Annotated in this window: 13 protein-coding genes and 1 pseudogene; 7 read left to right on the top strand and 7 right to left on the bottom strand. The window is 59.0% G+C overall.

Translation table 11 applies throughout. The annotated features are described in order from the left end of the window. The first annotated feature begins 465 nt into the window (after nt 1-465). From GGD61_RS04760 to GGD61_RS04750, 3 genes are read left to right on the top strand one after another with little or no spacing between them, the layout of a single operon-like run. The gene (locus tag GGD61_RS04760) at nt 466-2,004 is read left to right on the top strand and encodes a Wadjet anti-phage system protein JetA family protein (protein WP_312012578.1); all 1,539 of its coding nucleotides are present in this window, start codon (nt 466-468) and stop codon (nt 2,002-2,004) included. Nucleotides 2,005-2,014: 10 nt separating this feature from the next. Beyond that, nucleotides 2,015-2,653 (top strand): DUF4194 domain-containing protein, encoded by a 639-nt coding sequence (locus tag GGD61_RS04755; RefSeq protein WP_183230356.1) that lies wholly within the window; start codon nt 2,015-2,017, stop codon nt 2,651-2,653. After that, nucleotides 2,650-4,926 (top strand): ATP-binding protein, encoded by a 2,277-nt coding sequence (locus tag GGD61_RS04750; protein ID WP_183230355.1) that lies wholly within the window; start codon nt 2,650-2,652, stop codon nt 4,924-4,926. Before GGD61_RS04755 ends, GGD61_RS04750 begins: the two co-directional genes overlap by 4 nt. Here the strand turns inward: GGD61_RS04750 and GGD61_RS04745 are convergent. Both GGD61_RS04745 and aepX read right to left on the bottom strand, forming a co-directional pair. Further along, nucleotides 4,843-5,211 (bottom strand): annotated as a pseudogene (locus GGD61_RS04745) (sugar phosphate nucleotidyltransferase); the annotation flags it as partial. The gene GGD61_RS04750 and the pseudogene GGD61_RS04745 overlap by 84 nt on opposite strands. Before the next feature lie 309 nt (nt 5,212-5,520). Further along, complete coding sequence (gene aepX, locus GGD61_RS04740; protein WP_183230354.1) at nt 5,521-6,492, bottom strand: phosphoenolpyruvate mutase; 972 nt, start codon at nt 6,490-6,492, stop codon at nt 5,521-5,523. Nucleotides 6,493-6,836: 344 nt separating this feature from the next. Here aepX and GGD61_RS04735 point away from each other — a divergent pair, with 344 nt between their 5' ends. Both GGD61_RS04735 and GGD61_RS04730 read left to right on the top strand, forming a co-directional pair. Further along, the gene (locus GGD61_RS04735) at nt 6,837-7,112 is read left to right on the top strand and encodes a helix-turn-helix transcriptional regulator (RefSeq protein WP_246785875.1); all 276 of its coding nucleotides are present in this window, start codon (nt 6,837-6,839) and stop codon (nt 7,110-7,112) included. Between the two features lie 748 nt (nt 7,113-7,860). Further along, nucleotides 7,861-8,067 (top strand): cold-shock protein, encoded by a 207-nt coding sequence (locus GGD61_RS04730; protein WP_312012577.1) that lies wholly within the window; start codon nt 7,861-7,863, stop codon nt 8,065-8,067. 668 nt (nt 8,068-8,735) lie between these two features. Here GGD61_RS04730 and rpoN read toward each other — a convergent pair. From rpoN to GGD61_RS04710, 4 genes are all read right to left on the bottom strand, one after another. Beyond that, nucleotides 8,736-10,187, bottom strand: a complete 1,452-nt coding sequence (gene rpoN, locus GGD61_RS04725) for an RNA polymerase factor sigma-54 (RefSeq protein ID WP_183230352.1) — start codon at nt 10,185-10,187, stop codon at nt 8,736-8,738. Nucleotides 10,188-10,603: 416 nt separating this feature from the next. After that, on the bottom strand, nt 10,604-12,046 hold the full coding sequence (phnY, locus tag GGD61_RS04720) for a phosphonoacetaldehyde dehydrogenase (protein WP_183230351.1): 1,443 nt from the start codon (nt 12,044-12,046) through the stop codon (nt 10,604-10,606). Nucleotides 12,047-12,245: 199 nt separating this feature from the next. After that, nucleotides 12,246-13,388 (bottom strand): phosphonopyruvate decarboxylase, encoded by a 1,143-nt coding sequence (aepY, locus tag GGD61_RS04715; RefSeq protein ID WP_183230350.1) that lies wholly within the window; start codon nt 13,386-13,388, stop codon nt 12,246-12,248. 63 nt (nt 13,389-13,451) lie between these two features. Next, nucleotides 13,452-14,312, bottom strand: a complete 861-nt coding sequence (locus GGD61_RS04710; RefSeq protein WP_246785874.1) for a methyltransferase — start codon at nt 14,310-14,312, stop codon at nt 13,452-13,454. A gap of 1,121 nt (nt 14,313-15,433) precedes the next feature. Between GGD61_RS04710 and GGD61_RS04705 the strand changes: the two genes are divergently transcribed. Together GGD61_RS04705 and GGD61_RS04700 are read left to right on the top strand one after the other, a co-directional pair. After that, nucleotides 15,434-17,866 carry a CoA transferase gene (locus GGD61_RS04705; RefSeq protein ID WP_183230348.1) on the top strand — a complete coding sequence of 811 codons (2,433 nt, stop codon included), beginning with the start codon at nt 15,434-15,436 and terminating at the stop codon, nt 17,864-17,866. 238 nt (nt 17,867-18,104) lie between these two features. Beyond that, nucleotides 18,105-19,604 carry an alkaline phosphatase family protein gene (locus tag GGD61_RS04700; protein ID WP_183230347.1) on the top strand — a complete coding sequence of 500 codons (1,500 nt, stop codon included), beginning with the start codon at nt 18,105-18,107 and terminating at the stop codon, nt 19,602-19,604. A gap of 289 nt (nt 19,605-19,893) precedes the next feature. Here GGD61_RS04700 and GGD61_RS40195 read toward each other — a convergent pair. Further along, nucleotides 19,894-20,149 (bottom strand): hypothetical protein (locus tag GGD61_RS40195; RefSeq protein WP_210310972.1); only part of this gene is annotated, 256 nt, incomplete at its 5' end.

Here is a 20,149-nt window from a genome sequence, read left to right as displayed (position 1 = left end):
CGGCACACCCGCGATGTTCAGGTCGATCCCGAGCCTGGCGAAGGCCTTTAGCACCGTGCCGAGGCTCGGATTCTCCAGGCGGCCAGTCCTAAGTCGCTTATCGTCTTCAAAATCATAGGCGCTCGTCTCGGCCGGCGATTAACGTTGTAGCGATCTGAACGATTTCGCCGCTTTGGTTCCGGGTCTTGCCGCACGGGCCAATACTTGGGGACCTTTCTATGCCCCGCCTGAAAGAGGGTAACAGTGCACGTCCCGGTCTTCGCCAGGCGCGGCGGAACTCCAAAAGCATACAAAATGAGACCTTCGCGGCCTCGACAGAACGCGTGGAGCGAGAGTATACCGGAACATACTGTGAACAATTCTTCCGGTTGTAAATCTTGAATGTGCTCTCGACCTTGATACCTTACATCTTTTCATGGGTTTAAGGCCGACTTGATCAGCCCCTGGGATGTCGTCGCAAGGAGCGTGCAATCATTGTCTCTGTTCCGCCATTTGCATGACGATGCGTTCTTGGCCTTCTCGCGCGATCACAAGCACCTCTATGCCGCTTGTCTGCTCGATTTCCATGAGCGTTTTTTTTCGAGGGCGCCGGCATTTCCGACCCCACAGCAGGTCGTGCACGCCATCTACGACGTCATGCGTGCCAATCCCACTTTGTGGAGCGAAACCGATGATTTCGGCAGCCTGCCGGAAATGATTTCGGCCGGTCGCCGTCGCATTCGCAAGGCCGATGTCGCGCTCGCCTCCGAGAAGGGCGAAAAGGCGCTTGGCCTGGCACGGCAGCTCTATGCCCGGCTCCTCGCCTGGGGGTGGCTTGAGGAGGAGGAATATGGCCTGCGCGTCACCGTCGACATGGCCATGGGACCTCTCCTCGTCATCCAGCGGTTGGCGAGCCTCAACAAGGATCTCTCGCAACGGTTCGGCGGCCTGATCGTGCAGATACGCCTCAATCTCGAGGCCGTCGAAAAGCTCACGCCAGAGATCACCGACCGCAAGCAGCGCGAAGCTGCGCTCGCCGTCCGTGAGGCGCGCAATCAGGCCGACCAATTCACGAAAAGCCTGCGGGCCATTCTCGCTGATCTCAAGCGCATCAGGCGGACGGTGATGGAATCGAAGACCGTCGGCAGCCGCCTTGAGGCCTTCTTCGAGGAATTCGTCGATCAGCTCTTGCTGAGGGATTTCGAGTCCATCCTGACCGTCAACCATCCGTATCGGTTCCGCGACGACATCGTCGACCTCGCGCGACGGATCTCCTATACCCGGCAGACCATGCAGGTGCTGGCCGAGGAGTACGTCGCCGCCAGCATGGCGTCCGATGTCGAGGACGGACGAATGGCCGCTGCGGACGATCTGTTGGCGATCGAGAACATCTTCGAGCAGGTCGGCGAGATGTTCGACCGGATTGAGACCTTCCGGCGGCAACTGGAGGCCCGCGTCCGCAACACGATCAAGTACGCCGAGCGCGGCGCACATGGACTGGTCGGGCGCGCCGGCGACCTCGTTCGTCGTCTCGACGCGCTGCTCCGAGACGGACGTCATGAGCGCGCGAGCGTCGAGTGGAACGTCGAACCGCTTCGCTCGCCCTGGTCGGAGCACCATCAGGCACCGAGCCGCCAGCCGCGCCGGCCTGTCGAGGCGAGGGAGCTTTCAGGGCCGCCTTCAGATCCGCTCTATGAGCTGAGGAAGCAACTCCGGCTCGAATACATCGCGCGCATCGCGCCGCGCCCGGAGGACGTCCGAACGTTTCTCGAGGGTCAGGTCCCGCCGGCCGGAACGAAGGAGGCGCGCTTCTTCGAAATCGGGACGGTCGACGACTTCCTTGCGTTCGACTGCGCTCGCCGGTACGCCCTGACCGGCGAAGTGCCGCCCCAGATCGCCGGAAGCTTCGAACTGGAACCCTCGCCTGACACGCCGCCGCACGACAGCGAATGGTTGCGATGCGCGAATTTCGTGATCCGTCGTCGCGGTCTTGGCAGCGGCGGCCTTCACAGCGGCTTTGGCTAGGGGGCGGCGCATGCTTAGCGAATTCGAAAATATCGAGCGCTCGGCCGGCGCCGACAAGGCCGCCGATCTGCGCAAGGCGCTGCACTTCCTGCTGCGCCGGCAGTTCGTATTCGCGGGCGACCCCAGGACCGGCACCGTCTACAACACGATCATGGATGGCCGCTTCCGCGCCGCGGTCGACGGCTTTTTCGATACCTGCGGTTATCGCGTACACCGCGATCCGGAGGCGCAGTGGGCGGGTATCGTCGCCATGGACGAAGACGTGCCGCTGCCACGAATGAAATTGGACGAAACTATCGTGATGCTCGTCCTTGCCGCCTACTGGCAGCAGGAGATCAACGCGGGCGCAATGGAAGACCGCGCTGTCGTGGTCGCCACCCTGAACGATTTGTTCGACCGCTATCGGGAGATGGTGCAGCCCAACGGCGGCAGCGCCATTTCCAGTCAGCGCTTCCGCGACATTCTCAAGGAGGCGGCGCAGCGGAGCCTGGTCGAGATCGGTGACTTCGACAGCGAGCAGCAGGATTGCGAGGTCCGGATCCGACCTATGATTAAGCTGATCAGCGGTGGTGACGCCCTGCAGCGGCTGGAGCGATACGTCCGCAGCGAGGAAGTCCGCTTTCCGCAACGCGCGGGAGATCAGGCATGATGGAGCTGCGACATCTTGCGATGGTGAACTGGCACCTGTTCGAAGTCGCGGACATCGCGGTCGCCGGCCACATCGGCGTGCTGGGAGAGAATCGGTCGGGCAAGTCGACGATCCTGGACATGGCCCAGGTCGTTCTCACCGGCGGTAATCGGCGCTTTCTGCGCCTGAACGCGGTCGCGGGCGACAGCGGAAAGTCCCGCAGCGGATCCAAGCGCAGTGTCGTCGACTACTGCCTCGGTACGCTTGGCGAGGACCAGCGCTGCCGGGACGAGGCTCGAACCTACGTCGCGCTCGGGTTCGAGGATACCGACGGGGACCGCCCTCCCGTCACGATCGGCATGGCTCTCGAGGCGCGTAAATCCGACAGCAAGGAGACCGTGCTCGCGCTCTTCGTCGCCGTCGGTGCGGTCCTGACCGCGAAGGACTTCATCGAGCTGAGGGGCGCGCAGCAGTTCCCGGCGCAATGGGAGGACGTGCGTGCGGGAATCGTGTCGGCGGTGGGCGAGGCGAATTTCGTCAATCACCGGGACCGGGCCGGAGACTACGTGCGCGAATACATGCGTCATCTGGTGCCGCATGCGCCCTACGGCGAGCAAAACGCGAGCGCTTTGCAGAAGTCCATCGTGAACGCGATGACGCTGGACCACAATCAGACCGCCACCCAGTTCGTCCGGGACTACATCCTCGAGGATAGCCGCATCGGCATCAAGGAGCTGCGCGAGTCCATTCAGACCTACCGCAATATCAGCGAGACGATCCGCAAGATGCGGGAGAAGCTCGAGGCGCTGAAAGCGCTGCGGACGATCCTGGCGAGCCTCGAGGAGACCCTGGAGACCAGGTTCCGCGAGGAGTGGATCGCCAAGCGGGCCAATTGGCTTGCGGCAAGGGCGACCAATCGCGATCTGAGGATCAGACTGCGCAATGAGCAGGCTCAGCGCGCTGCCGCAACCGCTGAGCTCGCCGACATCGACGAGGACGTCAAGGCCATCGAGCAGGAGATCGATCGTCTCACGACGGCGATTGCCGAACACGACGCCAAGACGGGCCGGAAAGAACTGTCGCAGACCGCTGCGGTGGCCGAGCAGGCCGCGCAGCGCGCCCTCTCCGAGTTCAGGGATCGGGTCGAAAGCATCCGGCGGCTTCGGCCGCTGCTTGCGATGTACGGCTGCGGCTTCGACGTGCTCATTCCCGCCGTCGAGAGGCTCGTCGGCGAAGCCAAAACTGCGGACATCAGCGCCGTGTCCGACGGACTCTCAGCGGCCGAGCAGGCGTTGGTGTCGTCGGCTCCGGCATGGTCGGCCAAGGTCGACGAGGCGAGGCAGGCGATCATGGCCGAAGCGTCTCGATTGCGCGCCCAGCGGGGCGCACTGCTCGAACGCATCCAACAGCACGACACCGGAGGTGCGCGCGCGCACCTTGAGCCGGACACCGAACGGCTGTGCCAGAGGCTCCGCCAAAAGGGCATGGCGCCGCGGGTGCTCTGCGAACTAATCGAGGTCGCAGATCCCGAATGGGCGGGAGCCGCTGAGGCACTTCTCGGCCGCGATAGGGACGCGGTTTTCGTCGACAGGCCGCACATCGGTGCGGCGACCGCGATCTTCAAGGAGGGGCGCCGCGAGTTTCGCCGCACCTCGCTGGTCAGCCTCAACAAGCTGGAGCAGTTCAGGGCCAAGCCGGACCGCGGAACGTTTCCTTCGATCTTCCGTACCGATGATCCGGACGCGTTGTCGTTCATCATGCGGCGCTACGGCTCGGTTCGCCTTGCGGAGACGCTCGAACAATTCAACAAGCCGGGCAGGGCCATCATGAAGGACGGCCTATACGACGACGGCCTGGTGCGGACCCACCGTTCAGTCGATCCCTCGCAGCACAAGATCGGCAAGGCGGCCCAGGCGAACGCGCTGCGAGCGCTGCAGGACCAGGCGGACGCGCTTGAGGACGCGCTTGCGCAGAAGGCGAGGGAGGCTGAGGCGGCCGATGGCGCGTTCGCCGCCCTGAAGTCCCTTTGCGCCGAGGGGCGTGCCGGTTTGAGGGACTTGGCGATAGCTTTCTCCGCTGCACAGGTCGAAAAGACCGATGCACAGGCAAGGCTGTCGGCGCTGGACGGAGTTGGCGATGGAACTTCTATGGCGCGACGGAATGTGCGTCCAATGCAGCCGTGCACGAAACATCGGATGGGGATGACAACTCAGCTGACGCAATACATTGTCCTCGAAGAAGATGTCGCCCTCGAGAAGGAATTGGTCCCCGGAAAGGAGCGACTCGCGCGCTAACCAAAGCGAATAGGCGCTGCCAGTACGATCGAAAACTGGGGAATCGACGTACTTGATCGAAACACTGCCAAATCGGCAGCCACAGGCATTCTTGATCGCCTCTTTGCGATACCCGACGACAACAGTCACCTCTTCCACGCCCACACGGTTATGTAACGCGTTGTGCAGGATGGAAGTGCCTTGGACTTGGACGAGAGGTTTCGGACTTAAATCCGTTAGTGGCCGCAGGCGAGAGCCCACTCTAGCGGCAAGAATGAGCGCATGCTTAGGAGCATTCAAAGGCACTTCATTCGCTCTTTTAATCCCGAGTATCACACCTCAAGCATGCTGAATGCCTCCGTTCGCCCTTGCCGCGAACGTGTCAGACCATCTCGCTGATTGAAATCGAATGGCAAGAGTTGCGCATATACCGGCATCCGCATCTGTTTGAGCGTCCTCCAGCCGTAGCACCAGATGTTTTGCCGAGTCCAGAATGTGTGCAGGAGTTTACGTCGCAGCCCATTTGATGACACCGCAGCGAAACCGGCGAGAGGCGGGGCGCATTGGGCGGGTCTTGAGGAATCCAAACGTCAGGTGCCGGCCCTGCTTTGCCGCCTATCGAGACTGCAAATATCGCTTCTCTGATGCGGCGAGTTCATCATACCTCAAGAGATCGAATATCTCTGTGAGCGGGGAGATATGAGATTCAATGCCCGCAACGCTCTCTTGGGCTGCGATACTATCGCAGACACGTCGCATTGCAGCTGCGGCAGCTCGCATGGAGTGATTGGCCCAAATAACCGTAGAGATGCGCGCATCGCGATAGGCCGAGACCGGCGTTCGGTAGTATGTCGTCGGAACGATCACGACGGGAATCCGGTTGCTCCACTCGGCGGCGAACGAAAGCACCTCGTTCGCGCTACTCTTTCGCGAGTGTATCAGGATAGCATCCGCGCCCGCGTCGGCATAAGCGTGGGCACGGACGATAGCTTCGTTCAGACCGTGCCCGGCGATCAGCGCCTCGACCCTGGCGATCAGAATGAATGTGTCGCCGACTACATCCTTTACAGCACGCAGACGGCCGGAGAACTCATCAATATCGGCGAGCTGATGCCGCTCACCAACGAGAGAGTTTAGCTTCGGAAAGCAGCTGTCCTCAAGCGAGACACCCGCCGCGCCCACCTGACGAAGTTTGCGTGCGAGAAGTCGCGCATTGTTGAAATTGCCAAAGCCACCGTCGCCGTCAACGAGCACCGGTAGCTCAGTCGAATCAACGATGCGTTCAATGCTTTCGACCAGCTGGCTCCAAGAAGCTTCGTTAGCATCGCGAAAACCCAACGAACTGGCGATCGAGAAACCGGATGCCCAGAGCCCTTTGAAGCCCGATCGTGCGGCGATTCTAGCCGAAAGGCCATCATGCGCCTCCATCAAAAACGATAGCTCATGGTCCGAACAGACTTGGGCGCGAAGCCGTTCGACAGGCGATGACGGCGTGTATTCATGGCCTGCTGCGGGCCGAGCGGCTTGCGGTTGATACTGCAGGCACAATTCCTGAAAGCCATGCTTCGATTGACCAAAGTCGTTCATATCCTTTTGGGGTGACAGCGCTCAATGACCAGCTTTGGTAGTTTATCCGGGCGTAAATGGCTTGCATCATTGCCTAGGATTGACGCTAAACGGCTGAGCCGTCCTAGTTCATGAGCGTTGATCTCACTTGTCGGCGCGAGAAATGTTTAGTGAAGTCCAGTTCACACAGAGTTCCCTCCGATTGTCGGAATGCCGTTGTTGCGTTTACGACACATGGCGAGAGCTCCTCGATAGGGCCGGCTTGATGATGGCAGCTTTGCGAGAGTGAAGCCGCCAACTCCAACTAACTTGCTCTGATTCGGCGAGAGGTTTCCCTGCGGGAATGAATGGTATGGCATTTGCTGATGCCGTTCCTGTTCTCTCAAGCCCAGGAAAAACTCATGGCCGATGTCGAAGAGAAAGTAGTCGTGCTGTCGGAACGAGAAGTACAGTGTTTGCGATGGGTCGAGGAGGGAAAGTCATCCTGGTCGATCGGTGTCATCCTGAAAGTGAGCGAGAACACCGTCAACTTTCATATCAAGAATGCGATGCGAAAGCTCGAAACGGGCACCCGGACCCAGGCCGTCGTCAAAGCACGACGTCTGTGCCTTATTAAAGACGCCGACTTGCGGTTGCGCTAATAAGAACGTGGATTGCTGGGGCGAAATGCGAAGCATTTCGCACATTCGTCGGCCATCATAACGGTGAGGTCCAATGCTGACGAGCGAGTCCGCGTGGCGCCGCCAGCGTAAGACGCTCTTGAGGAGCTGGATGGTGAGCCGGGCCTCGATGTCTGCCTCCTGTTGCGAGCGCACTCATCGTAAGCGAGCCATCGGTTGAAGTCCGGTGATCACAGTGGCAGACGACTTAAAGTCATGGCCAGCCAAAGCGGCGTGGACGGGTTGGCGGGCGGGGCGGCAATGACAGTCGGCAGACGTCATTTCCAAAGTCCCCTGCTGGTAGACGTTGCTCGGACGGCACGGCTTGCACGTTTAGTCAGGTTCGGGTGATTCTCACGATGCATTATGCATTCCAACCTTGGAGCGGCGCTCTTCGCGTACCTACAATGGGCTGCTCGGGCTCTCGGATAATTTGGATAATGGGGCGGATACGAGTAACCGGTTGAAGTCGGCGGTCACTGCCCGTGCATTCAACTGTGCGGTGAACCGGTAGCCGCAGCAATTGAAGCAAAAGGAAACAGCGGCGTCCGGCTCAACACGGCAGGAGGCGAAATTTCATCGCGGCGGCGGGATTTGTGTCTTCGAATCTTACGGTGACACCTGGGAGCGACAAACGCGGCAGGATCGAGGCCGCAGCGTTTTTGCTGTTGCTCTTGATGGTGCGAAGACTTTTCGGTAGATCACAACAGTTCACTATGGAGGTGCCGAAGTGGCAATGGGTATTGTGAAGTGGTTCAATCCGACCAAGGGCTACGGATTCATTAGGCCCGAGGATGGTAGCGGGGATGTGTTCGTGCACCTGAGTGCCGTGGAAAAGGGCGGTTACACCACTCTGGAAGAGGGGGCTCGCGTAAGTTATGAGCTCAAGGCGGGCCGTTCCGGCAAGATGTCGGCTGAGGATCTAAGAGTAGGCTGATCCGAGCGTTTGGAATGAAGTGTTCGATCAGAGCTCAGTCTGTTTACAGCAGGCGAGGAAAGTTGTGAGCTAGGGGTTAGGCCTTCGGGACCACTACCATCTGAGCTGACACAACGAAGAGGGGGTGTGCACCCCGATATGGAGTTGCGTCACCGGTAGCGCTCGGCGTTTCGCGCGCGAAAAGCTCTGGCGTGCTTTGGTAGACAACTATGGCCAAGCGCAACGTCTCTTCTCCACGGCACTTTGCCTGGAAGAACGCGTCGGCACCGTGCTTTCGCTTCACGGCCGGCGCGCTTTCCCTGGCTGAATCGATTGCTGGCGATGCCTGCGAACGTCATCGTTTGGCAAACACTGCCTGAGGCACGGGCCATCCTCCCATGAAGTTCGGGATCATTCGCTAACAGACTTCCGCTGGCTGCAAAAAAAAGCGACTCGCCAGTTGCTACCTGCAGTCTCGCCCTTCGTGGGCTACAATGATCCTAACGCAATTGTCTGAACCAAGGCGTTGCCAAGCTTCTTGTGGGGCGGGACCCGCTAGCGCACGAGAATATTTCCAACTGCGTTCTGCTCTTCTCGTGATTGACCCTCAAGACCATTCCAACTCTCGCTTGTCGCCAACGCATCCGAGGCGAATAGTCTTGCCCGATGAACCCCGAGTCGGTAGTGTTTCACGGTCTGCGAGCTCCGGCCGATGTTCGACTGTTGACTGTTTTCCATTCATTATTGCGGCGGCGTTGCAGCGAACAGGGAATTCGCATGGCTTCGCGGTACTTAGCGACCGTTCGGCGAGCAATATCGACGCCCGAGGCGCGCAGGCGTTCCACGATGCTATCATCCGACAGGGGCGCAGACGGTTCTTCCGCATCGATCAGCCGCTTGATGCGGTGACGCACGGCTTCCGCGGAGTGCGCCTCGCCGCCGTCGGCCGAGGCGATAGAGGCCGTGAAAAAATATTTCAACTCGAATGTGCCGCGGTTTGTCGCCATGTATTTATTGGCGGTAACGCGAGAGACCGTGGATTCATGCATCTGGATGGCCTCGGCGACGTCCCTTAGATTCAGCGGTCTTAAGTGGGCCACACCATGGGTGAAGAAGCCGTCCTGCTGGTGCACGATCTCGGTCGCGACTTTCAGGATAGTGCGAGCGCGTTGATCGAGCGCGCGCACCAGCCAGGTGGCGTTTTGCAGCGCACTGGTGATAAAGGATTTGTCGCCCTCCTTGTCGATCTTCTTCGACAGCTCCGAATGGTATGTCTGGTTCACTAGGACATGGGGCAAGGTGTCGTTGTTGAGCTCGACATGCCAGCCGTCATCTGGTCCCAGGCGAACATAGACGTCGGGCACCATGGTCTGGAGCCGCGCCGATCCGAACTTCATGCCAGGCTTGGGATTGAGCCGCCTGATCTCGGTAATCATGTCGGCAATGTCTTCGTCATCGACGCCGCAGAGCTTGCGTAGGCTCTCGATGTCGCGCTTGGCGAGGAGGTCGATATGCTCGACGAGGGCCTGCATGGCGGGATCGTAGCGATCGAGCTCGCAGAGCTGGATCGCGAGGCACTCGCTCAAGTTACGCGCACAGACGCCTGGTGGATCGAACTTTTGCAGAACGGCAAGAACGCCCTCGACGTCCTCTTGCGTTGCGCCAAGCCGCTCGGCGGCGCCGCCAAGATCGGGCGGCAGATAGCCGGCCTGGTCGACGAGGTCGATCAAATACTGCCCGATCATCCGCTGCCTCGGTGCGGTGAAGGAGACAGAGAGTTGCTCGGCGAGATGACCCGACAACGTTGTCTCAGCAGCAACAAAATTTTCAAGATTGTAGTCGTCGTCACCGGAGGAGCCGCCGCCCCATTCGGTGTAGACGGTCGGCGCGGCGTCCTGAGCGTCGCGCGCGCCCGCTTCGGCCGGCTGTTCCGCGCTGACCTCACTGGCCACAGTTGGGGATTCAACGCCAGCTGCCTCGCCACTGGCGCGCTCCAGCAGAGGATTGCGTTCGAGCTCCTCTTCCACGAACGCCGTAACATCGAGATTGGACAACTGCAGCAGTTTGATGGCCTGCATCAATTGCGGTGACATGACCAACGATTGCGAATGCCGGTACTCTAATCTCTGCGCGAGCGACATGGAGCAAGAACCAATACTGAACTTAGCCGAGGTTCCTTCATCTAGTCAGGAGCTGATCCACGCGCATTGATGCCGCGCAAAAGCAGAGGCGACGTGGGACTTGACTGGGAAGAGGGCAGCTATGCCGTGGGATTTGAGGGCAATTGAAGCTGCTCCGGATGCTTGGGTCGTTCCAGCATGATGCGGATCGTCCCTTGTCCGAGCACTGCCGACCACCAGGCGCTGAATGCTTTTGGCACTTGTTCTGCCGGCGCTTTATCTCGTCCGACCTCGCTTCATCTTCGGTCCTGGTGGCTATGATGAACCAGGAATCCGGTCTTGGAAGGTCCTCATCTCATCCCACAGGTACTGACGGCAAATAGGCTCTTGCCTTTGCCACGGAATAAATTGTTGAAACGTTGTAGCCCGTTCCAGGCTTAGACCGGCCACGGCAGTGAGTACGTCTTCAGCTGCGTGAAGCCGCGCATCGCCTCGAGAACACCCTCCTTATAGCCCAGCCCCGATTGCTTGATCCCGCCGAAGGGCGTCATTTCGGTACGATAACCCGGGACTTCCCATACATTCACGCTTCCTACGTCGAGGCCATTGATTAGCCTTGTGATATGATCAATGCGGTTAGAGCAAACGCCCGCGGAAAGTCCAAACTTAGTAGCGTTCGCGATTGAAATGATTTCATCGATATCGTTTGGACAACGGATGATCGGCAGCACGGGCCCGAATGTTTCTTCAACAACAAGTTCGGAGGTCGTCCGAACACGATCCAGGAGCGTAGGTGGAAAAAATGCGCCGTCGGGTCGACTGCCGAGTAGCCGGACCGCACCATCATCAATCGCGCCGGCGACACGTCGAGCGATCAGTTGAGCGGCCTCTTGGCTGATCACGGTCCCGACGTCCACATTTGGATCGCTGGGGTCTCCGGTCACGAGTTGCCGCATATAATGGAGCGCGCGATCTGCAAAGTCGTCGGCGATGGTTTCGGCTACCAACGCCCGCTTGACGGCTGTGCATCGTTGACCCGAATTCTTGATTGCACCTTGCACGGCCAAATACGCCGCACGTTCGGGGTCGGCATCCTCGAGGACGATAATTGGGTCGTTCCCTCCGAGTTCAAGTATGAGTTTCCGGTATCCAGCTCGCTCGGCAATGTATCGCCCCACGCAAACCGACCCTGTAAATGTCACCAGCTCCGCATCCGGGTCGGTGAACATAGCATCTTCTAAGGAGTCTGGGGTCCCAGTCAGGGTTGAGAGCATCTCCTCAGGAAGTCCCTGCTCAAACAGTATTCTGCCAAGTGCCAGGGCGGTCAGTGGAGCTCGCTCGGATGGCTTTAGGACGACGCGATTATTTGTCGCTATGGCGGGAGCGAGTTTATGGCTGACAAGATTGAGAGGATGATTGAATGGCGTGATTGCGGAGATCACGCCGGCAAGAGGTCTGCGAATGGCAAAGATGCGACGTTCCTGAGGAGTTGTGCCGATGTCACATGGATAAATCTCCCCTTCGCTCTGGATCATTGCATGGGCGGCAAACGACCAGACGTCGCAGGCGCGTTTGGTCTCATGCAGGGCGTCTTTCAGGCAGAGGCCAGTCTCCGACGTAATGAGCCGAGCAAGCTGATCCTGATCTCGTCTAATCGCGCTTGCGGTTCCAAGGAGAATATCGGTCCGTTCGCGTCGGGTCAGTTTAGGCCGAGTTCGCGCGGCAGCCTGGAACGCTTTCCTGACATGTTCCGGTCGTGCCTGCGGCACCTTGCCTACAAGTATTCCCGTGAAAGGATTCTTTACCTCGATCGTCAAGTCCGAATGGGAAGACGAACCTGCTATGATCATCGGATGATAGTCTGCATCGAATTCAGGCATGCGATAGCTCAATCAGGATGTGACTGTCAGATTGTCGGAATGTGACCGCATCTTTGTCAGAAACAGATGCACGGGCGGCGAGCGACGCCGTGGTAGCGGTTGGTTGAAGGCCGGTCGGTTTTGAAGGGATAGCCATGTAAGGCAGGCGCAGGATGGCCAAAGTCGAACGTTGAGGCTTCCGGTGCATCAATGCTCCTTTTTATTGTGCTGGTGCCGGCTCGCTGCCGCCGTTGTGAAGCGCTCGCTGGAATGCCGTCTTGTTCTGAAGTGGCGAATATCGGGAGGTGACGCGCGGGAGCCGCGGCGGATGCTGCCGATTGACCTTGCAAACTATGAAATGAGGGCCACTTGTCCTCAAGGATTGCTCCGTGACAGCTATGAGATGATCTGATCCTTTGCAAAGGGTGGCGGTGCGATATCCGCAGGCGGAGGCGACGGCCTCGAGTGAAGATGTTCGTGACGTCGAGAGCTGGCCACCCGTTGAAACATCACATTCGTTGTCCAGCACCACGTGGATCAGATTGCTTGGGCTTTCATAGCCAATGGTGGATAGAGCCCCCATGTGCATCAGGACGCTGCCATCTCCATCTAGTGCCAGGACCGTTCTGGCAGGCGACGTAAGTGCGAGTCCGGCCGCGATCGCTCCGCAATGTCCCAGCGCGCCCTGGACATAGAAATTCAGCGGTCGATCCGAGACTCGGAACAGCTCGCGAGAGACAAATCCAGTCGTAGAAATAACGAGTGTATCCGGGTCGATCTGTCCGCAGATCGACCCGATGACCTCCCCGACAGTCAGGCTGTAGTCGATCGCGTTAGGCGGACATTTTGCTGGGTCGCAACTGGATAGCTGGCCGCTTCGAAATAGCAGCGCAAAGGGCGCGCCTTTGCAAAATAATTCGTCGCTCCGCGCAAGGGCGTGATCCACGCCGGAATCAGTTCCATCGAAGTCGCGCCACCCGATAGAGAGCAAGTCCAGGAGGGCTGTCGTCTTGGCTCCCATAATCGTGTGTTGTGGCTCATCCGCAGGCCCATCGGGGTGACCCCGGACGGATAGGAGGAGCAGGACCGGTAGTTCACTCACCAACAATAATGACGTCAGCGGGTTGATGATATTTCCGAAACCAGAGTTCTGCAGCGCCACGACTGCCCTGCGGCCTGACAGCACCGCGCCGGCGGCGAGAGCAACCGCACTGCCTTCATTGGCTGCAGGGATCGCCAAGAACCCCGGCTCACGAGCGGCTTCATCGAACAGATCCGCAAAGTTTGAACAGGGGACGCCGGAGAAGAGGCTGTACCCAGCCGTCCGCAGCTTTGACAATAGAACGGTGGTCTCAATCGGCATGTCGCACTCACGAATTGAGGAAGCGCAGCGGCAGGCTCAAAAGCCCCTTGCGCCTCTCGAATTTCAGGCCGCCTTTCGAGCGACAACCAAGCTGCGGTTGCAGATGGATTTTTGGTACTCGACCTGCTGGAAGCCTGTGTCCTCAAGCGTCCTGCGCATGTCCTCGAAGCTGTAACAGCAGCCTTCGTATCCTGTCGTAAGCAGCACCGAGTATTCTGCTTCAGCAGGGGGAGACGGATAGCCTCCGCGGTCGTCCGGGTGGCAGCTGAAAATCGCCACGCGCCCGCCGGCCGAAAGAGCGTCGTGAGACTTGCTCAGGAGAAGACGAACCTTGTCCGCCCCCCAATTGTGGAGAACGTGTGAATAAAGATGAAGGGTTGCCTCTCTGGGCAGCGGATCAGCGAACATATCTCCAGCTATGACTTGGACGCGATCTGGGTAAAGATTTCGATCCGTGAGGCATCTGCGCGCAAGCTCATCAACGGGCGGCCGTTCCAAAATAATTGCTGTGAGAGCGGGATAGCGCATCAGCAAATAAGCGGAATACACGCCAGATCCGCCGCCCACGTCGAGGACGGACGTGTCATCCGTGCAATCAAGAAGAGTTGCGAGGTGTGGAGCAAAAATCCGCCCCCGCTCCTCCATCCCGCGTGTATTCAGGTCGGCGAACTCGTCGGTCTGCATCAGGGCGTCCCAGCTCTTTGTCACCCCGCGTTCAACGTGCCAGGTGTCAGCGCCTCCATCTCGTAAAATCTCGTAAAGCTCCCGAACAGAAGGCTTATACTTCATGGTTGCGATATACGATGCAACGCTATCAGGGGATTTGCCGCTGAGGTACCGAATGGACGCGGCGGTGGCGTGAAGTCGGCCGGCTTCGTTGGTGATGAGGCCCCACGATTGAAAGAGGCGGAGCATGGTCCGCATCGGACGCTCCCGAAGGGCAAAATGGACCCGAAGTTCCTCCTCTGTCGCCGGGTGACCATCAAGGTAGGTGAAAAAATCAAGCCACGACACAGCCGTAATATAGAGATCCGCCGCGTACGAGCTGTCGCGCCACTTGATGATCTGCGCAATGTCGGGTGCGCAAACAGGGCCATCGGGCCCGCCTCGAGATATTGACGCGGCGCTAGATGATAGTACAGGCGGTTGCATGGTCCAATGTCCCTCTCAGATTAAAGCGCGTTCAGGGCAGGCGACGTCGCACATCGGCCGGCAAATCTCACGCCTTGAGGGAGCCGGGCCACACTAAAAGACCCTGAAGGCGCGGTAACGTAGAGCGGGCCTATCGGCGGCCCGATTCCCAGAAGTAATTTCAGCCACCCCTGAGGCGGCGTGCTCGGCGAATCCGCGTCCGGGTCATCATACGCTACCATGGCGGGGAGACTCTGTTGCATTCGACTGCTGACGCCGCGCTAGCGCGCGCCCCGTCTGCAGTGACACACGTTTTTCTACTGCATCAATTGCGAGCGCTGGTAGTTGACTAGAAATAAGGGAGCGGGGCGCCGCCACGGACGCAGAGTTTTGCTAGATTTGCCTATTGGATCTTGTTCGGCAGGCAGCTGGGCGCAAGCGGACGCTTTGTCTCATTCCGCACATTTTGTGATCGGTGCTTCAATGCGCTTATTTGCCTCGAACGAGACGCAAAGTCTTTCTAGCCCTTGTCTCGCAGCATGAATTTCGCGTAGGACGCGATTGGTACGATTGTTGCTGCACTAACCGCGCTTCCTCTACGAGAGCGAAAAGAGCGCATACGGCCTTGTCTGCATCTAGCTGTTCCTACATTCTGCACAAGTTCGCCAATTCACCCCGCCGGAAACAGGCAAGCACGGGCCAGTTAATGGCATTTTGCCTCTTCGAGCCGGATGTTGAGTGTCCCAGTCATTGTCGCTCGGGTCCTCGGGATGTCCGTCGTGCTCAGGCGAGGGTCCGAGTACCGGCTAAAGAACAGGCCCTCGATCGCTATACCATGGCGGATGGAGTACCCACGGCCTGCTAGGCGGCTCGCTCGCCGAGATGAGGATTCCGCAAACGATTTTGGCGCAAGGATGGATAGCAGAAGGACACAATCGCCGGGGGTTTTGTCGCATTTGAGGGTGATCGAGATCGGCAGCTCGGATGCCAGCAGCTATTGCGCTCGATTGTTCGCTGACTTCGCGGCAGACGTTCAGAAAATCGAGCCGCCAGGCGGAGTTCCAATGCGCCGTACTGCGCCACTCACTCCCAAGGGCCACAGTGCGTGGTTCGCATTTCTCAATTACAACAAATCGAGCACCATTATCGATCCCGCTAATGCGGGCGCGGTCGCAAGGCTAACTGCACTGATCGAGGAATGCGACATCTTGATCGATGGTCGGGATGTTGATTGCGCGAACTGCCCGCCCATTGATGTCGCTGCGATCCGTGACCGCCACTCCGGCTTGATCTACGTTGAGGCGAGCTGGTTCGGACGAGGGGGGCCTTATGCAGACTTTGCGGCGACGGATTCGACTGTCCGTGCGCTCGCTGGGCTCATCAAGCTGGTTGGGCCGGCAGAAGGACCGCCTTCGCACGCTCCGGATTTCCAGACCGGTATTCTTGCCGGCCTATGGGGGTTTATAGCCGCGGCGTCTTCGGTGATTGCTCGAATGCAGGGCGAGCCCGGCCGCAGCTGGTCACTCAGCGTCTTCGAGTCGAGCCTTGCTCTCAGCGAATACCTCATCTTCGAGGCAGCGGCGCGTGGCGAGGTCGTTCGCCGTATGGGCATCAATCGATTCTGGCCGATCTTTCCGGGAGGTATTTACGAAACAAAAGAAGGATGGCTCGGTGTTACGATTTTCACTCCCGCTCAGTGGAGAGCGTTTTGCGACATGCTCGACCTTTCCGAACTTGGAGGCAATCCTGATCTCCTCCTCGGCAGCGATCGTCTGCATGACGCCGAGCAGATCGAACAACAGATCATACCGAGATTGAAGACGCGGACAGCTCAACAGTGGTTAAGGGAGGGGCTCAAACGTAAGATTCCTGTCGTGACCGTCCCCCAAATGTCTGGCCTTGTCAAAGACACCGAGAGGAGAGCACGCGGCGCGATCGTGCCTGTTTTCTTTGACGAAGAAGAAGGCTTGACAGCCGGATCGATGCAACGCTTGACGCAAACTCCGCCGCGCCGAGGTGGCAGGGTTCCGCTACCTGGCGAGCAGCAAGCCACCGCGAAGGTGGAGAGGCGTCTGCCTCTACCTTCAGCGGACTGCGCTGATGCGGGACGGCCGCCGTTGGCCGGGGTTCGGGTGATAGACTTCTCGATGGGCTGGTCAGGACCCTTGTGTACGCGCATCCTGGCCGATCTTGGTGCGGACGTCATCAAAATCGAGGCCATCCAATATCCGGATTGGTGGCGGGGCGTAGACAAGCGGCCAGCTTTCATCGAGCACAAAATGTACGAGCGGGCGCCATGCTTCTGCATCGTGAACCGTAACAAACGCGGCATGACACTCGACCTGACGCGGCCGCGAGGTCTTGCTCTTGCTAAACGGCTTTTGGCGGATGCGGATATTGTCGTCGATAATTATTCAGTCGATGTCCTGCCGAAGCTCGGACTAGGCCTCGATGTGCTGCGATCCCTCAATCCTCGATTGGTCAAGCTGTCGATGTCCGCATTTGGCGTGAATAGTATTCATCGCGATTGTCGGGCGTACGGCTCGACTCTCGAACAAGGGTCGGGCCTGCCGGGTGTCGTCGGAAAGTCCGATATGCCTCCGGTGATGAGCCATGTTGCCTTCGGGGATGCTGTCGGGGGCTTGAACGGCTGCGCGGCAGTTCTGATTGCGCTGATTTATGCTCGTGATGCCAGGCAAGGACAACATATTGATCTTTCCCAGACCGAATGCATGCTGCCATTTACCGCGCCATGGCTCACCATGCACTCGATCGACCGAATGCCGCCGAAAAGGTACGGCAATCGACATCCGCAATTCGTGCCTCACGGCTGTTTTCGATGCGCGGGCGAGGATAACTGGCTTATAGTAGCCGCCACCGACAATGAAATGTGGCAGAGGCTTGCCAGTCTTATTGGTCGACGAGACTGGGCGATGGACGCATCGCTTAATTCTGCAGAAGCCCGCCGAAGCATTGAGAGCGATATCGAGAACGCAATCGAAGCCTGGACGCGGACCCGGAATGCAGATCAGGCGATGCTCGAATTGCAGAGGGTCAAGGTTGCGTCCGGCGTAGCTCGGCATCCAATCGACCTGCTCCAGGATCCCCATCTAAGGTCGCGCGCATTTCTACAAAACCTCGAGCGGCCCTTCATAGGCGCGCATCTACAGCCATCAATGCCGATCCGCGAAGGGGAGGATCCCTATACGCTTCGTGCGGCGGCACCGACGCTGGGGCAGCACAATAGCGAGATCCTGACGGGCCTTCTCAAGCTCTCCGATAGCGATGTTGCTGAGCTCGCGAGAGAAGGCATCATCGGCACGACAATGCTTTGCGAGGGTCGTTAGAGGCAAATCAGTGCCCGGCACAGTGATTGTGTCCGGAAGCGGCTGTCTTGTGGTGACCGCGGCCGCGATCTTGCGTCCCGAAAGCCCTGACGAGATTACGGAAGGGTCCACATGGACGGCGTGAAAAGTATCGGTGACATGGTCTAACCCCGCCTGGGCCGAGGTCCGACCCTTTCGCAGCGCTTCAAGTGAGCAGCCGTCGAACCCTTGAAACACACACCTAAGCGAGCGTGCCAATATGTTACATCGATCAGGTCCAAACCGGGTTATCATCGTGCTTTTTGGGGGGCTTCGACCCGATCTTATCAGTCCATCGCGGACTCCAAACCTGAATAAACTGAGGCGCCGCGGTACTATGCTAGCGCGGCAGCGCACCATCTATCCCAGCGAGACCCGGGTTTCACTGACGAGCCTGATCACCGGCGCGACGCCGGATCGTCATGGCATTGTCGGCAACAGGTTTCTCGACCGCGTGGCCGCAGCCCCGCGCTTGATCGATACGAGCGACGACCGCCTGGTCGAGGACCTCGATGCCGCGAGCTGCGGCCACCTCGTCGGCGTGCCGTCGCTAGGCGAGATTCTCGCGGCGAACGGCAAGAGCTTTGCGGTTCTCGCCTCCAATTCGGCCGGAGCAACGCGCATGCTGAACCATAAGGCTCGATCCCTGAGCCAAGTGACGCTGTCGGGTCATTTTGCTCGTGTCTCAACGTCGCCCCCAACGCTCGAAAGAGTGGAGGCGCGGCTTGGGCCGACGCCTGCGCCGGCGCCTCACGGTACCCCGGATCTTTCCGCTCAAGCCTTTCTAACATCGGCCTTGCTTGACGAGGTCTGGCCTCAAATTCAGCCCGACGTCGCAATTCTCTCCTTCGGCGAGCCCGACACCACCTCGCATTATTGCGGAATCGGCGCGACACGGACTCTGGAGGTGATCGGCTTTCTCGACCGCCAATTCGGCCGCGTGCTTGACTGGTGGGAATCTGAAGGCGCACCGCAAGGCGTGCATCTCATCGTAGCATCCGAGCATGGCCATGTGACGGTGCACGCGCAGGCCGATCTCTTGGACACGCTGAATGCCACTGGGATTCGTTGTGGTCAGGTGCCAGGACCGGGCATCGACGCGGTCGTCATAGGGGGGCAGGTTGGCGCCATTTACTTGAAGGAGCCGTCCGACGGCGCCATCCGCCGCTTGGTAGCCGCAATGATGGAACGGCCTTGGTGCGGACCGGTGTTTACGTGCGCGAGAAGCGGGGAGGATGGAATCGCCCCAGGCAGCCTTGCCCGTCATCTGGTCTTCGCCGATCATCCCCGGGCGGCTGACATATTGTTTTCCTTTCGGGGGGACGATAGTCGCGATCCCTTTGGCTATCCAGGGCGCTGCTGGAGCCCACATTGGCCTGTTGGGCTCGGTGTGCACGGCGGGCTGCACGCCAAGGAAATGTCCTCACTGGGCATCCTAGCGGGCCCATTGATCAGAAGCGGCGTGAAATCTCATGTGCCTTCGGGTATCTGCGACTTTGCGCCGACCGTGCTCAGCCTGCTTGGCATTTCCCGGCCGTCCACCATGACAGGCCGCGTGCTAGCGGAGGCCCTTATTTTCGGTGCGAAGGATCCTCCAGCCATCGAGACAGTTCATAAAGCGAGAGCCGGTGAATACCAGCAGGAGCTGCGCCGCGTGCAGGTCGGCTCGACGGTCTACATCGATTCGGCGGATGCTTCTTCATCCCCTCATCTCAATTGATCGTACGCGAAGGTCGATAGACCCGTGAAAGAACGCTGCTGATCTACCTGGCCCTGTCTTCCGTCTGATGACAGCAACTGCCAGCGTCAAGCAGAGCGGGCGGCTGAGATTGTCTGATTTTGTTATGCAAGGTCGTGCTCCCAGCAATGCAGTCGGAATTGAACCAAGAAAACCGTGCCGTTCCGTTTCTCGAGCAAGCCAGCGCAACCGGGCTATTGTGGGGTTCCCAGTTTCCGGCGGCCATAGCCGGCACGGAGCGTAATGAGTTGGCCTAGCTCTTGCTCCGGTACTAACCAAAGCCTGTATCGATCCAATCGGTGAGGCTTGCAAAGGAGGGCGATCTAAGATGCGCAAGTGCCTCGGCCCTCAGATGATTCAAAGTGCCCTGCACCGGAGCCTGCGGCGATGGGATGGGCTCGGCAATTGTTGCGAGCTCAAACTCGTCGCTGACTAGGGTCTGTTTGGATTCAGGATTCTCATTCCCGCTTGATTGTGATTCAAGCTTGGAATGAACCGATTCGTTTTGACTGATGCCCAATGGGCGA

This window comes from Bradyrhizobium sp. SBR1B, assembly GCF_014198205.1.
GTDB lineage: Bacteria > Pseudomonadota > Alphaproteobacteria > Rhizobiales > Xanthobacteraceae > Bradyrhizobium.
This window is presented reverse-complemented; position numbering and strand designations above follow the sequence as displayed.